The sequence below is a fragment of the Microbulbifer elongatus genome, from assembly GCF_021165935.1.
Taxonomy (GTDB): Bacteria; Pseudomonadota; Gammaproteobacteria; order Pseudomonadales; family Cellvibrionaceae; genus Microbulbifer; species Microbulbifer elongatus.
In genome coordinates this window covers 2,478,959-2,493,253 of sequence record NZ_CP088953.1, presented here as the reverse complement: position 1 = coordinate 2,493,253, position 14,295 = coordinate 2,478,959, and the positions used below count along the sequence as shown (strand labels likewise).

The window sequence follows — 14,295 nt, the reverse complement described above, 5'->3', positions numbered from 1 at the left end:
CCGCCGGGGCAGCGGGCAGCCTGACGCCCGCTTATTCCGCTTCCGTGGAGTGCGCGAACTGCTGGCTGACATTGAAAAACAGCGGGTATTCCTCGCCGGACTCCGGATCGCGCACCTGCATTTTGTCGTAGATGCCCTGCTTGTCGTAGACAATAGACTGATCCAGAACCTGCAGCCCCTTCAGCCGAACAAAGCCACGCAACTCGGATGTGCTGATGGTCAGAAATGCACTCTCCTGGCTTTTACCATCGCCACTGTTTTCAATGGAGGTCATCAAGCCTTCCACCATGTAGCGATGCAGATCCTCACGCTCGTACTCCCCCGCCTGCCCACTGCACACCACACCGATCATATGGGCCTCAAGACTCATATAGTTATACGCCAGCACCTTGTCGACATTGCGCAGACAGCTGGTGAAGTCCGCCTGCTCTACCGAACTGTAGGCTTCCGGCAGCCCTTTCAGCTTCATGCCACCGTAGGGGTTGTATTCCGATGACGCCACATAGGCCTTGCGCAGACGATCAAAATCCAGTGTAAAACTCAACTGACGCGCCTCTTCCAGCAGCATCTGGTACTCACTCTGGTTCTGTGCTCGCAAGCCCGGACTCGACCCACCCTGCTGCGTCCCCTGGCCACTACAGGCGGCCAGCAGCACCGCCAGCGACACCGCGGCAGCAAACCGGGCCAGGCTGCGGGTCTGGATTGAGAAACATAAATCAGTTCGAGGAATTATCATTGGAAGCTTCCGTTGCGGGTTTTACCCGTAAACCAAACAGACTTTTTTGCTGGCTTTCCACCAGCTGGGTGCGCGGCCGCAGGAACTCCTTCAGGGTTTCCCGCTCCCACATCGCATCCTGATACCCTAACTCCAGCAATTCACCGAGATAAGGTTTTTCAAACAGCAGATAACTGGCCGCCGAGGCTCCGCCACCGGAAGTGGTTGCACCGGTAGAGCGAAACAGCCAACGCAATGTTGGCGGCAGATAACGCACCTTGCGCCCGGCAATACGGTCCAGACTCTGGCTCGGCTCGATCACCGCGGACTCCACTGCGCGCAGAGGCGCGAGATCTGGCAGGACTTTTTCATCCACCGACTTCAACAGTAAATTGACCCTGTCGAGATGCTCAAGATCCCCTTCCAGGCTGTCAATAAATGCAGCGTTGAACAACTGGCCGCCAATTTGTGCAATCGACGGGGAGTGCCGGGGAGGCTTGCGGTGCTTACCCCAGTGTACCGGCGAACGGTTATCTGACACACCCACCACAAACACCCGACTCGCCCCCAGGTGCAAGGCCGGGCTGATCGGCGCCAACTGGCGCACCGCACCGTCGCCAAAATACGCATCGCCAATTTTGACCGACGGAAACAGTGTGGGGATTGCCGCTGACGCCATCAAGTGATCGACGGTGAGCTGGGTGCGCTCACCACAGCGGCGAAAGCGACGCCATTCCTGCAACTCGTCACAGCCCTGAAAGAAACTGACCGATTCCCCTTCGCTGTATGACATGGCATTGACGCTGACGGCCCGCAGACGCCCTGCGTCGATGTTGCGCTGGATATTGCCAAATGGCACCACCTCAGTGACCAGCTCCCGCAGCGGGCGATTATCCAGTAACGCCAGGGGCTTGTGCCGGGCCATCCCCTGATTGAACAGGGACCGGGTAATGGTAAACATATTGCCCAGCAGACTGGTGAAGTGACTGCGGTAGATACGGTCGACAGACAGCCCCATCCACAGATCACACAGGCGCGCCACCGCCTCTTTGAAGGTCCCCGGGTGAGTCGCCAGCACCAGTGCGTTGACCGCCCCGGCAGAAGTACCACAGATGATCTTGAACGGATGCGGTTCACTGTCCGGCGCCAGCTCCGCCAGCGCTTTCAACACGCCAACCTGATAGGCCGCGCGGGCGCCACCACCGGAGAGAATCAGGGCGCCAGAATCATGTGTGATGGGGGGTACCGGATTATTGACCGACAAAGTTTGCTACCAGATCAACAGGAGTTAGGAAATTTCTTTCATGATTGACCAATAACTCGTCAATCTATCCCAGTTTAAATTTATTGTGGCTATTTAGCATAGCAGCTGAGGATAGCAGCGCCTGCGGCCGCCGGTCCCGCGGACCGGCGCGCAAAACAAAAATGTGCGCGCAGGGTCACAAAACTGACTGAAGCTGCGTCACCGGGTCATATCGACCACATAGCGGCCGATGCCGTGACCGCGGTGCAGTCGAGCCAGGAATTCCGGCGCCTGTTCGAGCGAGATATCTTCGGCAATCCGCTCCAGTTGCTCACCGATATACCAGGATCCCGCCAGCTTCTGCCAGACATCAACCTTTTTCTGCAGTGGCAGCTCCACGCTGTCCACCCCCAGCAGGCTGATACCGCGCAGAATAAAGGGGAAAACATTGGCCTGGAACTGGGCACCGGAGGCCATACCACAGGCCGCGACACCACCACTGTATTTGAGACACTTGATCACATTGAACAGCGTCTCGCCGCCAACGGTATCCACCGCCCAGGCCCACAGCGGCTTGGCGATAGCCTTGTTGGCGAAGGGGGCCAGGGTCTCACGGTCGAGAACCTTCCAGGCGCCAAGTGCGGTGAGAAACTCGGCGGATTCGAGCTTGCCGGTAACTGCCGCCACACGGAAGCCCAACTTGGCCAGAAGCGCCACGGCGATGGAGCCGACGCCCCCGGTAGCACCGGTCACCAACACCTCGCCATCTTCGGGTTTTGCCCCCGCTTCCAGCAACTTTTCAACACAGAGCGCCGCTGTCAGGCCAGCGGTTCCCAGAATCATCGATTCGCGCAGGGACAGACCATCCGGCAGGGGCGCCACCCATTGCGCCGGCACGGAAATGCGCTCAGCAAAGCCTCCCGGGGTGTTCATACCCAGATCGTAGCCGGTTACCAGTACCCGCGTCCCCGCTTGCAGCGTACCGCTGTCATCCCGGATGACGGTGCCCGCGGCATCTATACCCGGAGTGTGAGGATACTCGCGAGTGATGGCGCGATTGCCAAAGGCAGACAGCGCGTCCTTGTAGTTCAGGGACGAATGGGAAACCGCAATCCGCACCGGATTGTCGGGCAAGTCGCTCATCGGGCGCTGTACGATATTCTGGTCGTACTTTCCCGCGGCCACCTCTTCTACCAGCATGGCCCGGTAACACTGATCCGTATTGTTCTGTTGTTCAGCAGCCATTCCCGCCACTTCCTTATCCACTGAAAATGCCAGCCCCAGGAAATACTTACTGGGCCTGATGACGCCAGGCTTCGAGCCGTGTAAACAGGCGAGAAAAGGCACTTTCGACGCCCAGCTGTGCAGCGATTCCCATCTTGCGTGCGATATTCTGTCGCTCTTTATATTCCACCTGATACAGGTCGGCATTCGCCGCCCGAGCAGTGAGATACTCGTCGGAGGTTTTCAATTCATCAACCAGTGCGAGATCGAGTGCGCGCTGCCCGAACCAGACTTCGCCCGTGGCAACCTTGGCAATATCCAGCTGCGGACGAAATTCCTGCACAAAGTGCTGGAACAGGGTGTGAATCTCTTCCAGATCGGCCTGGAATTTCTCTTTGCCTTCCTCAGTGTTCTCACCGAACATGGTCACCGTGCGCTTGTATTCACCCGCGGTAAACAGTTCAAAATCCACATCGTTCCGCTGCAGCAGGCGGTGAAAGTTCGGCAACTGAGCAACCACACCGATGGAGCCCAGCATCGCGAAGGGCGCCGCGAGAATGCGGTCCGCCACACAGGCCATCATATACCCACCACTCGCCGCCACCTTGTCGACCACAATGGTCAGGTGCACACCGGCGCTGCGCACGCGCGCCAGTTGGCTGGCGGCGAGTCCGTAGTTGGCCACCATGCCACCGGGGCTTTCCAGGCACACAACGACTTCATCTTTCTTACCCGCAATCTGCAGAATCGCGGTGATTTCTTCGCGCAAATTGGACAGTGCACTGGCCTTGATATCGCCATCGAAATGCACCACAAACAGACGCTTGCACTTGGCCCCTTCTGCCTCCCGGGAACCATCACCGGCAGTCTCCACTTCACCTTCGAGGGCGGCAGCCCCGGTTTCCGCATCGGCTTCCGCCTGCTCGGGCACCGCGGCTTCTGCCGATTCACGCTTCTTACCCTGCCCTTTGCGCGATTTCGCCTGTGCCTTCAATTCGGCTTTACGTTGCTTTGCCTGCGCTTTGGCTTCCGCTTTTTTTTCTTTTTCCTGCTGTTTTTTCCGCTCTGCGTAATCCGCATCGTCCATTACCGCTTCCAGCAGAGACTCTTTCATGTCGTCGTAGCGGTCGTTCAGATAGGTCACCGCGATGTGGCCGGGCTGGCGATCTTTCAGTTGCGCGCGGTTGGCCACTATAAATCCGATCACCAACAGCAGTGCCAACACAATGGTGACGACCTTGGCCAGAAATAATCCGTATTCACTCAGAAATTCCACTCAATCCTCTCTTTTTCTTTCCCGCAGTGACATCAACTGCGGCAACGTTCAATCTGTGGCACTTCCCGTTTATTGCCACTCGTTCAGTGCAGATTCTGCCTGCTGATTCAGCGGCCGTGCCAGCAACCCGGTATGGCTGATCCGGACCTCGTACACAGCACCGTCCTGCATGGGCAGGAAGGTAGCACTTCCATAAACCGCATCCACCATGGGCACGCGATTATCCATTTCCCGCAGAAAATTCCACAGGTCTACACCGTGGTTACTCTGTTCCAGCGCATAAACAGAGCGCGCCTTGTTGCGCTCGTCCTGCAATGTCAGGTAGCGGCCACTCAGCCGATCCAGCCGGTAGGCGGGCTCAATACCCCAGCGTGCGAGTACCCCCTTCCACTTGAGCATACGGGCATCGAGCTGCCACTGGTCCCCGTAGAGCTCGAATTCCTGGGAAATACCATCTTCGTCGGCGAATTTCACCATGTAGTGCTGGTTGCCCAGACGCTCAAAGGAAACCGTGCCCACGCTGTGCTCGTCTCCGAGGTTGCGATAACTATAGACATCCAATGCCAGCAGCACGATCAACAGAGCCCCCACAAGCAACAGCAGCCCGACCGAACCGCGCAGAAAGCCCATCAGCCAGTTGCCGCGCAGCAACACCTTCCCACCCCAGAAAACCAGTAAAAGTGCCACAAAGGCAATGGCAAAGGTTATAGCGATATACATTGTTTTAGCCTCATTCACGGGCTGCGCCTGTGGTGGAACCGTTTCAGCGCTGCCCAACAAACGTTCGGATCAATTGCCCCGAAAGCGTTTCCGCGGGCGGAATTGCCTGAGGGATTTGCGATTTGTGGAACCAGTGCGCTTCCATGATCTCTTCCTGGTCCGGCCGCAGGGTCCCGCCGGTTACCTCGGCAAGGTAGCCAATCATTAATTGCCCGGGAAATGGCCAGGATTGGGTACCGACATAGTGCAGCTGCTCCGGCCCCATCCCGACCTCCAGCCCCACTTCTTCACGCGCCTCTCTGGCGAGGGCCTGCTCTGCGTTTTCACCGGGCTCAATAAACCCGGCCAGTGCGGTATATAGGGCGTGACGATGGTGAGTGTGACGGGCCAGAAGACACTCATCCCCACGCACCAGCAACATGATGACACAGGGGGAAATGCGCGGGTATACGTTGAAATTGCAGCTACTGCAGACCCGAGCCCGATCCCTCGCGTGGTAGGTTGTGTGCCGCCCACAACGGCCACAGTAGCGATGGTCGAGATCCCAATTGACCACCTGCATGGCACGCCCGATCAGAAAAAACAGGGGCTCACTGACGGTCCCCAGGAATGTGCGCAGGCCTCGCCAATCACAGCCGGGCAACGCTACGCGGAAAGGCAGGTAATGAACGGCACAGGGCTTGCCCGCCCATTCACCCAGATAATGCGTGCTGGACAGGGCATCGTCTGCGGCTAGTTCATGAACCGGCAGGGACCGGTGGAGCGGCCCCTGTGCACCACACAGGACTTCTCCATGGGAAACCACAATATGCCAGTGAAATTCCGGGTGGGGAAATACGCTCGCCGCGGGGCTGAAATCAGACATGCAGAGAATTCTGTACTTGGATCATTACACCAAGACTGCACCAGCGCCCGGGTTCAGGCAACCTCTACCGGGTACCCGAGCGCCTCGAGACTTTCCACAGCCAGGTCCAGGGACTGCATATCCACTTGCCGGTGCAGCTTCACCTCACCGAGGTAATATTCCAGACTGATGATGGCATCAGCAAATATCTCCAGGGACTGCTCTATCCCCGGGGACACGGTCTTCTGATCGATTACCGCATCCACAAAATGGGTCAGCCGCTCCACCACCGCTGCCGCCCGGCTGAGACTCAACACCACCATACCGCCGCGCACACTGTTCAATGTGGTGGACACATTGCGGATATGACCGTGATCGAACCCGGAATCCGCATAGGAACCCAGCGCCCGTTTGATCAGAGAGAGCCCGGCTTCCGCTTCTTTGAGCACCGCGAGCTCCGCCTCTTCGAGCTGACTGCGCTCAAGGGCAATATCCGCCTGGCCGCTCTCATCCAGCTCGATGGTGGAACGCTGGCGCATGGCCCGGATCGCACTGTCCACGGTTAGAATCTGGTTTGTCAGCTGCTGCAGCGCATTGTCCGCTGCGCGACCACCCACCTGCGCACAATTCTGGTAGGCAGTGAGAGAGCCGCCGAGATTTTCACCAATGCGACGAAAATTGAGCAGAATGAGGGTGTTGGAGATCCGCCGCAGGGTTTCTACCAGCCCGCCCTCGTCATCCAGACCAGTCATACCGACCATTTCTGCATCGTCCAGCAGACGCCGCACACCGGAAAGCTCTTCTTCCAGTGCACCGGCTACCGCGGCGATCGCCGTGGCGCCGGGGCCACCGAGGCTCGCACGATCCCGCTCCAGCTCCGGCTCGCGATAGGCCAGCGGGCGGACTCCGAACACCTGCAGCATTTTTTCTCCCTGTCCGGACGGCCCCGCCAGGGCCAGCCAGTAGAGGCACTCCTTGATCAACACAGGGGGGGCCGGCTGATCCAGTGCCGCATCGCCGTCGCGGCAGATATTGCGCAGGCGACGGTCCAGCATACTGAAGACCATCACCCGCTGCCGGTTGATCAGCATCTCGCGGCTTGCCATTGCGGCAATCGCGGTGCCCGCGACGGACCAGAGTTTGCCATTGGGACGCCCGGCACACACACTGGCAATCCGCTGCAGTGCGCGCGCCATCATGGTATAGGCGGGGCCGCGGGGCTTTCCTTTCAGCAGCGCGAGCAAGCCCACCTGGTACATGTGACGGAAGCGGCGCACAAAGGTTTTGAGGTCCTCGGACATCACCGCAGACGACACCGCTCCCGGCACGGTGGCATCGAGGCGGCAGCGCAGGAAGTGGCTCTCGGGCACCGGCGCCTGGGCGCGCGCCAGTCGCAGGCTGTTGATATAGGGAACCAGTAGCTCCGGACGGGGGGCGGCCCGATTCTGGACAAAGTCCAGATAGCGGGTCATTACATAAAAGGCGATACCGAGGCTTTCCAGCAGCTCCTGAGGCGACTGCTGGCGATCCTGTAGCAGGTCACCCATGGCCGCGAGCATTTCCTGAGCAAGCAGCTCCGCAGCGCTCAACTGCACCATCTGCAACACACCAGACACCTGACGCATGCTCTGGATACATTCTTCCAGCGCCAGTTTATCCCCGTGATCTGCCGCGTACTGGTCCAGGTAGCCGGTTGCTCCTTCAATACTCGCAACCAGCTCGTCTTTTACCAGACTGACGGATGTCAGGTTGATTTCGCGCAATCCATTCATTGCCTACACCACTGCAATTCTCGTTATTTTTTACTGCCAGCCAGCTGGGCGCCAATGGCGCCTTCCTGCAAACCGTCCAATTTATACAAAACCGTAAAAGTGTCCAGATAAAATCATCCCGTTTCCACCGATCAATCGACAAAAATGCACGCCACCTGCCAATTGGTAAAACCAATTGAAATTCGCCGCGGAAAAAGGTAGCTTTGCCGCCGGTCCTCCCGGCGGTAGCGGCAAGGGAGCCCTAAGAGAACCAAGGAAGTAGTATTAATGAACGCTCTGAATGACACCCTGCCGGCAACGGGTAGCGGCATCGGCCGCGCATTTACCGACAACTTTCTCGGGGAGGCCCCTGACTGGTACAAGCTGACCATCGCCCTCTTCCTGATCCTCAATCCCATCCTACTGTACACCACATCACCGTTCGTGACCGGATGGGTTCTGATTGGTGAATTTATCTTCACCCTCGCCATGGCCCTGAAATGCTACCCCCTGCAGCCAGGAGGCCTGCTGGCCATCGAAGCGGTACTACTGGGCATGACCAGCAGCGAGTCGGTCTTTCACGAGGTGACAGAAAACATTCAGGTTATTCTCCTGCTGATGTTTATGGTGGCCGGCATCTATTTTATGAAGAACCTGCTGCTGTATGTATTCACCAAGCTGCTGGTTACCGTCCGTTCAAAATCTGTACTATCCCTGCTGTTTTGCGGCGTTTCCGCGGTACTGTCCGCGTTTCTTGATGCGCTCACCGTCACCGCGGTCCTGATTGCAGTGGCAGTGGGTTTTTACGCGGTCTATCACAAGGTGACCTCCAACCGGCAGGCCCATCCGGAACACGACCACTCCAGCGACGATGGGGTGGTTGAATACCACCGTTCCGATCTGGACCAGTTCCGGGCATTTTTGCGCAGCCTGATCATGCACGGAGCGGTAGGCACCGCCCTGGGCGGCGTCTGCACCCTGGTCGGCGAACCGCAAAACCTGCTAATTGCAGAAAAAGCCGGCTGGGACTTCCTGCAGTTTTTCACCTACATGGCGCCAGTCACCATGCCCGCATTCGCAGCCGGCCTGATTACCTGCTTCCTGCTGGAAAAATCCAGGATGTTTGGCTACGGCGCCAAACTGCCGGATGCGGTGCGCGAAGTGCTGTCAAATTACGCGTCCGAACAGGAGCGCAAGCGCACCCAACGCGACGTGGTTGAGCTGTGGATTCAGGGGATTGTAGCCGTCATTCTGGTGCTTTCCTTGGCCTTCCATGTGGCAGAAGTAGGCATTATTGGCCTGATGGTCATTGTGCTCCTGACCGCTTTCAACGGCGTCATCCAGGAAGCGCGGATTGGCCACGCCTTTGAGGAAGCCCTGCCATTTACTGCTTTGCTGGTCGTGTTCTTTGCCATCGTCGCGGTAATCCATCAGCAGCACCTGTTCGCACCGGTTACCCATTTCGTACTGAGTCTGGCGCCGGAACAGCAGCCGGGCATGCTGTTTCTCGCCAATGGCATCCTTTCCATGATCAGTGACAACGTGTTTGTTGCCACCGTCTACATCAATGAAGTCAAGGACGCCCTGATCGCCGGGGACATCAGCCGCGAGCACTTCGACAAGCTCGCCATCGCCATCAATACCGGCACCAATCTGCCCAGCGTGGCTACTCCCAATGGCCAGGCGGCGTTCCTGTTTCTCCTGACCTCCGCCCTCGCACCGCTGATTCGCCTGTCTTACGGTCGCATGGTAATTATGGCCCTGCCATACACCGTCGTTCTGACGATTGTTGCACTGACCTGCGTCGTCTACGCAATCTGAGCCATAGCGCAGAAGGAACAGAGAACAGAAGGAACTTCCAGATTCCTGGGTCTGATTATCCGCATCGTCATCGCCGGAGGTATCGGTACCGGCAAGCGCGAGATCCGTCTGGCCCCCGGTCATCATCAGGTAAACGTCGGCGAGAATCTCCGCATCCAGTAGTGCGCCGTGCAAATCCCGCTGTGAGTTATCGACAAAATAACGTTTGCACAGAGCATCCAGGTTGTTCTTCTGGCCCGGATGCTTTTCCCGCGCGAGCGCCAGGGTATCCAGTACTCCGCAGTGCGCCGCCACACTTTGCCAGCGCGGACTCCCCAACCGCTTCAGCTCAGCATCAATAAACCCCACATCGAACGGCGCATTGTGGATGACCAGCTCTGCACCATCACAGAAGGTCATGAACTCATCGACAACTTGTGAGAAAACCGGTTTATCGACCAGAAACTCGTTGGTTATGCCGTGCACCTCGATAGCCCCGTCATCCACCTCGCGCTCCGGGTTGATGTACTGGTGATAGTGACGACCAGTGAGCTTGCGGTTGATCAGTTCGACACAACCAATTTCAATAATCCGGTGGCCGGATTTGGGGTCCAGACCCGTGGTTTCCGTATCCAGAACAATCTGACGCATGACTCAGGACTCCCCCAATTCATCAATACCGCGATTGGCCAGGGCATCGGCACGCTCGTTGCCCGGATCTCCCGCGTGCCCTTTGACCCAGTGCCAATGTACTTCATGCTCCCCAATGGCCGCATCCAGCGCCTGCCAGAGATCGGCGTTTTTCACCGGTTTTTTGGCCGAGGTCTTCCAGCCATTCTTCTTCCAGTTGTGTATCCACCCGGTGATTCCCTGGCGCACATACTGGGAATCGGTATGCAGATCGACGCGACAGTGCTGATTGAGCGCCTGCAGGGCCTGAATCGCCGCCATCAACTCCATGCGGTTGTTGGTGGTCAGGGACTCGCCGCCACACAATTCTTTTTCAGCACCGCCACTCATCAGCAACGCACCCCACCCGCCCGGGCCAGGATTACCCCGGCAAGCGCCATCGGTATATATGGTGACTTGTTTCAAATCGTGCTCGTCGTGAAATTATTCGATAAATTGCTGACAGGTCTGGTCAGCGCTTGGTATTCCGGTTCTGCTTACCCGGACGCAGCGGCTTGAGCCTGTCTCTGGCGGCGATCCGCGGACTGCTTGGCACCACACTCAGGGCCGGCTTTTTCTCACCGCGCCAGTTGAGTTTGATGGTGCGCATCCGCGCCACCTCTTTGCGCGCGACTATGATGTAAAAGCCTCCCCACGGCAAGTGCCAGCGGGTCCCCACGCGCTCCATCCACGATGTCTTCGCCAGCAGGTCACCATGCTTCAGAGGCAGACGGAAAAAACCGCGCTCTATTTCTCCCGACTGTAAATCCAGCAGGTTCATCCAGTCGGCAATGCGCGCAGCGCGCAACTGATTACCCGCTTGATAGGGGCTCGAGGAGCGGAAAAAGCGCGCCAGCCCCAGAAGAGAAAACGGATTGAACCCAATCAACACCATATGCCCGCCGGGGATCAATACCCGTGCGGCTTCCCGCAGGACCTGGTGTGGCTGCGGCGAAAAGTCCAGCAGGTGGTGCAACACCGCCACATCAATGGACTCGGACGGCAGCGGTAACTGATCAAACTCAACCAGCGCGGCCCCCTGGCCTTCCGCGCAAGGACTAAGTTTGAAGCGGTGATTGATGCGGCTGCACGCGGCAAAATCCACCTGCCGGGCCACACTGGCCTGCATCAGGTGATAGCCGAACAGCCCTTCCACGACCGGCTGGACCAGCGCCAACTGCTGGGTCAGGATTTCCCGTCCCAGTCCGCTGTCAAACCAGTCACTCAACGCCTCACAGGATTCTGCAAGTGGAGCTATGGGCGCCTTCCCCCCAAAGAAGAGGGATTGTTTATCCGGTTTTTCCGGCATCCGCGTCATCACCAGCTCCTTATTTCTGACATCCCGTACCTGTTTATCCGCGGTTGAGCCCCGAAAGGCCACCTCCGTGCGGAACTCCACAGTCGCCCGGATGGCGGTATTCTTCACTGCCCCAGCAATTCGGCTGTGTTAGGGTTCGCCAATCATCCTTAGGTTAGCGGGGACAGCCAATGATCACAATCCGCCCCATCCCGGCATTCAACGACAACTATATCTGGCATTTGCAACAAAATGGTGAGCACTGGGTAGTAGATCCGGGGGACGCGGCGCCGGTAATGCGCGCTCTGCAGGGTGAACGCTTGTCGGGCATACTGCTGACACATCACCACTTCGATCATACCGGTGGCGTTCCCGCTCTCACCCGCACCTTTGACTGCCCGGTTTACGGCCCGGCGACCATCGAGGGCGTCACTCACCCGCTGACCGACGGCGCTGATGTCAACTTGATGGGGAACCCCTGTACCGTCATGGCGGTACCAGGGCACACACTGGACCACATCGCCGTGCTGATGGAAGACGGCCGCGAACGCTATCTGTTCTGTGGCGATACCCTGTTCGCCGGCGGTTGCGGACGCCTGTTCGAGGGCTCTCCCGGGCAAATGCACGAATCCCTTGCCAGGCTCGCAGCGCTGCCGCCGCATACCCGCGTCTACTGCACCCACGAGTACACCCTTGCCAACCTGGCCTTCGCCCTTGCGGTGGAGCCGGACAACCAGCAGCTGGTCGAACGAAAGCGGGCCGCTGCGGCGCTGCGGGAGCGAGATGAACCCACACTGCCCTCGACCATCGCGCTGGAACGTGCCACCAACCCGTTTCTGCGCACCGACCAACCCTCGGTGCGCGCCCGGGCACACCAACAGGGTGCGCCCGACACAGCGGATGCTGTAGAAATTTTCGCCACTTTACGTCAGTGGAAGGACGTTTTTTGACCAGATTCCATTGACCGGAACCAACCCCCGTCTTTAGAATCAGATAATTACAATTCAAAGCTCAAGTGTATTATTTGGCCGCTTGATTCCACGGCTGTATTCGCCGGCAGTAATTTCTGCCGGAGCCGTGAATTCCGCCAGTATCGCATCCGTGTCGCGCTGGGCGCGCTGCACAGGAATAAAGAGCCACAAGATAACAACAGATCGTGGACACCAGAATGGTTTATAAGAAGTTTGCCGTTGCGCTCCTGGCAGCGGCCGTGGGGGCCTGTACGCAGATCGACTCTGCTCCGCAAAATGCAAACGCCTCCGACAACGGCGCCGCTCAAGACCCGGCAGCATCCGGGGGGGAGCACAGTGCGATCAGCCAGAATATCCTGAATGTCACCGAACCGGCCCTTCCGCCGGACGATATCTGGCAGCGCCTGCGACAGGGTTTCACGCTGGATCGTGAAACACATCGTCCAAAAGTTAAGGATTACGTAAAATATTTTTCTTCCAACCAGGGCTATATGGCCCGGGTAACGGAACGGGCCCGTCGCTACATCTTTCACGTCGCCGAGCAACTGGAACAGGAAAATATTCCGCTGGAATTCGCCCTGCTGCCCATCGTGGAAAGCGCGTACGATCCCTTCGCCTACTCCCATGCACAGGCATCCGGAATGTGGCAGTTTATCCCCGCCACAGGACGCTCATTTGGACTGCATCAGAACTGGTGGTACGACGGACGCCGGGACGTTGTCGAGTCCACCCGGGCCGCCTCCGAGTACTTCAACTACCTGTCTGCGAAATTTGATGGCGACTGGTTGCTGGTACTGGCCGCCTACAATGCCGGCGAAGGCACCGTTCGCCGCGCCAGGGAACGCAACGCCCGGCAGGGAAAAGGAACCAGTTTCTGGGACCTGAAACTGCCCCGTGAAACCCAGCGCTATGTACCGCAGTTGCTGGCCCTCGCCGAAGTGGTGTCCCGCTCGGACCATTACCGGGTCCCCCTGCACGACGTCGGTAACGAACCTTACTACGCAGCGGTCAATGTGGGCAGCCAGATCGATCTTGCCCAGGCCGCGGAACTGGCGGGCGTAGAGATTGAAGAGCTCCACCTGCTGAATCCCGGCTTCAACCGCTGGGCAACCGATCCGGAAGGCCACCACCGCCTACTGGTCCCGCGGGAAAAGAGTGCCCGGTTCATCGAGGCACTGGAGAAACTTCCCGCCGACCAACGGGTAAGCTGGCAGCACTACCGCGTGGCCCGTGGTGACTCTCTTTCTGTAATTGCACGCCGCTATGAGACCACCATTGCCGCCATCCAGCAGGCCAATAAACTGCGCGGCAGCAACATCCGCGCAGGTCAGACCCTGTTAATTCCCAGCGCGTCCGGCCCCAATGCCCAATACGCTTACGCGATCGACCAACGCGTAAAGCGCCGGCAGAGCTCGGGTAAAGGCCAGAAAACAAACTACACCGTTCGTCCCGGCGACACACTCTGGGGCATCGCCCGCAAGCTGGATGTGAAAGTGCGTGAGCTGGCCAGCTGGAACAGTATGGCCCCGGGCGACACCCTCCGACCAGGGCGTAAACTGGTGGCTTACAGCGGTGCCCAAAGCAGCGAGAGCCGTACAACCCGTAAACTCTCCTACCGGGTGCGTAGCGGAGACTCGCTGTACCGTATCGCACGCAAATTCCGCATCGATATCAGCGACATTGTGCGCTGGAATAAAATCAGCAAAAACAGCTACCGGCAACCGGGCCAGCGATTGACGCTGTTTGTGGATACCGCCAACAGCGGCTGAGTCAACAAACTGTCCA

Annotated in this window: 12 protein-coding genes and 1 pseudogene; 3 read left to right on the top strand and 10 right to left on the bottom strand. The window is 58.3% G+C overall.

Annotation, left to right across the window (positions count from 1 at the left end):
* Positions 1 to 31: 31 nt before the first annotated feature.
* The 7 genes from LRR79_RS10165 to LRR79_RS10135 form a co-directional block, all read right to left on the bottom strand.
* Entirely contained in the window at positions 32 to 736 is a 705-nt protein-coding gene (locus tag LRR79_RS10165) for a DUF4919 domain-containing protein (protein ID WP_231757103.1), read from the bottom strand.
* Positions 717 to 1,979: a patatin-like phospholipase family protein gene (locus LRR79_RS10160; protein ID WP_231757102.1), complete on the bottom strand. Its 1,263-nt coding sequence runs from the start codon at positions 1,977 to 1,979 to the stop codon at positions 717 to 719. Before LRR79_RS10160 ends, LRR79_RS10165 begins: the two co-directional genes overlap by 20 nt.
* 198 nt (positions 1,980 to 2,177) lie before the next feature.
* Positions 2,178 to 3,203: a YhdH/YhfP family quinone oxidoreductase gene (locus LRR79_RS10155; RefSeq protein WP_231757101.1), complete on the bottom strand. Its 1,026-nt coding sequence runs from the start codon at positions 3,201 to 3,203 to the stop codon at positions 2,178 to 2,180.
* Between the two features lie 46 nt (positions 3,204 to 3,249).
* Positions 3,250 to 4,458 (bottom strand): protease SohB, encoded by a 1,209-nt coding sequence (gene sohB / locus LRR79_RS10150; RefSeq protein ID WP_231757100.1) that lies wholly within the window; start codon positions 4,456 to 4,458, stop codon positions 3,250 to 3,252.
* A gap of 69 nt (positions 4,459 to 4,527) precedes the next feature.
* Positions 4,528 to 5,178: a cation/multidrug efflux pump gene (locus LRR79_RS10145; protein WP_231757099.1), complete on the bottom strand. Its 651-nt coding sequence runs from the start codon at positions 5,176 to 5,178 to the stop codon at positions 4,528 to 4,530.
* A gap of 43 nt (positions 5,179 to 5,221) precedes the next feature.
* Positions 5,222 to 6,043: an NAD(+) diphosphatase gene (gene nudC / locus LRR79_RS10140; protein WP_231757098.1), complete on the bottom strand. Its 822-nt coding sequence runs from the start codon at positions 6,041 to 6,043 to the stop codon at positions 5,222 to 5,224.
* 53 nt (positions 6,044 to 6,096) lie between these two features.
* Positions 6,097 to 7,794 carry a hypothetical protein gene (locus LRR79_RS10135; protein WP_231757097.1) on the bottom strand — a complete coding sequence of 566 codons (1,698 nt, stop codon included), beginning with the start codon at positions 7,792 to 7,794 and terminating at the stop codon, positions 6,097 to 6,099.
* A 267-nt stretch (positions 7,795 to 8,061) separates the two neighbouring features.
* On the opposite strand from LRR79_RS10135, the gene nhaB reads away from it, so the two are divergent.
* A complete protein-coding gene (nhaB, locus tag LRR79_RS10130; RefSeq protein ID WP_231757096.1) occupies positions 8,062 to 9,594 on the top strand; it encodes a sodium/proton antiporter NhaB in 1,533 nt (510 codons plus the stop codon).
* Between the two features lie 66 nt (positions 9,595 to 9,660).
* Here the strand turns inward: nhaB and dnaQ are convergent.
* The 3 genes and pseudogenes from dnaQ to LRR79_RS10115 all read right to left on the bottom strand — a co-directional run.
* Positions 9,661 to 10,224: pseudogene (gene dnaQ, locus LRR79_RS10125) on the bottom strand (DNA polymerase III subunit epsilon); the annotation flags it as partial.
* A gap of 3 nt (positions 10,225 to 10,227) precedes the next feature.
* On the bottom strand, positions 10,228 to 10,668 hold the full coding sequence (rnhA, locus tag LRR79_RS10120) for a ribonuclease HI (protein WP_231757095.1): 441 nt from the start codon (positions 10,666 to 10,668) through the stop codon (positions 10,228 to 10,230).
* 46 nt (positions 10,669 to 10,714) lie between these two features.
* Positions 10,715 to 11,668 carry a class I SAM-dependent methyltransferase gene (locus tag LRR79_RS10115; protein WP_231757094.1) on the bottom strand — a complete coding sequence of 318 codons (954 nt, stop codon included), beginning with the start codon at positions 11,666 to 11,668 and terminating at the stop codon, positions 10,715 to 10,717.
* A 62-nt stretch (positions 11,669 to 11,730) separates the two neighbouring features.
* Between LRR79_RS10115 and gloB the strand changes: the two genes are divergently transcribed.
* On the top strand, positions 11,731 to 12,489 hold the full coding sequence (gene gloB / locus LRR79_RS10110) for a hydroxyacylglutathione hydrolase (protein WP_231757093.1): 759 nt from the start codon (positions 11,731 to 11,733) through the stop codon (positions 12,487 to 12,489).
* Between the two features lie 218 nt (positions 12,490 to 12,707).
* Entirely contained in the window at positions 12,708 to 14,279 is a 1,572-nt protein-coding gene (locus LRR79_RS10105; RefSeq protein ID WP_231757092.1) for a LysM peptidoglycan-binding domain-containing protein, read from the top strand.
* Positions 14,280 to 14,295: the final 16 nt, after the last annotated feature.

Bases quoted from the DNA above. Each gene is read 5' to 3' on its own strand.
- LRR79_RS10165 (WP_231757103.1), bottom strand. From the start codon at position 736: ATGATAATTCCTCGAACTGATTTATGTTTCTCAATCCAGACCCGCAGC.
- LRR79_RS10155 (WP_231757101.1), bottom strand. From the start codon at position 3,203: ATGGCTGCTGAACAACAGAACAATACGGATCAGTGTTACCGGGCCATG.
- LRR79_RS10145 (WP_231757099.1), bottom strand. From the start codon at position 5,178: ATGTATATCGCTATAACCTTTGCCATTGCCTTTGTGGCACTTTTACTG.
- nudC (WP_231757098.1), bottom strand. From the start codon at position 6,043: ATGTCTGATTTCAGCCCCGCGGCGAGCGTATTTCCCCACCCGGAATTT.
- LRR79_RS10135 (WP_231757097.1), bottom strand. From the start codon at position 7,794: ATGAATGGATTGCGCGAAATCAACCTGACATCCGTCAGTCTGGTAAAA.
- nhaB (WP_231757096.1), top strand. From the start codon at position 8,062: ATGAACGCTCTGAATGACACCCTGCCGGCAACGGGTAGCGGCATCGGC.
- gloB (WP_231757093.1), top strand. From the start codon at position 11,731: ATGATCACAATCCGCCCCATCCCGGCATTCAACGACAACTATATCTGG.
- LRR79_RS10105 (WP_231757092.1), top strand. From the start codon at position 12,708: ATGGTTTATAAGAAGTTTGCCGTTGCGCTCCTGGCAGCGGCCGTGGGG.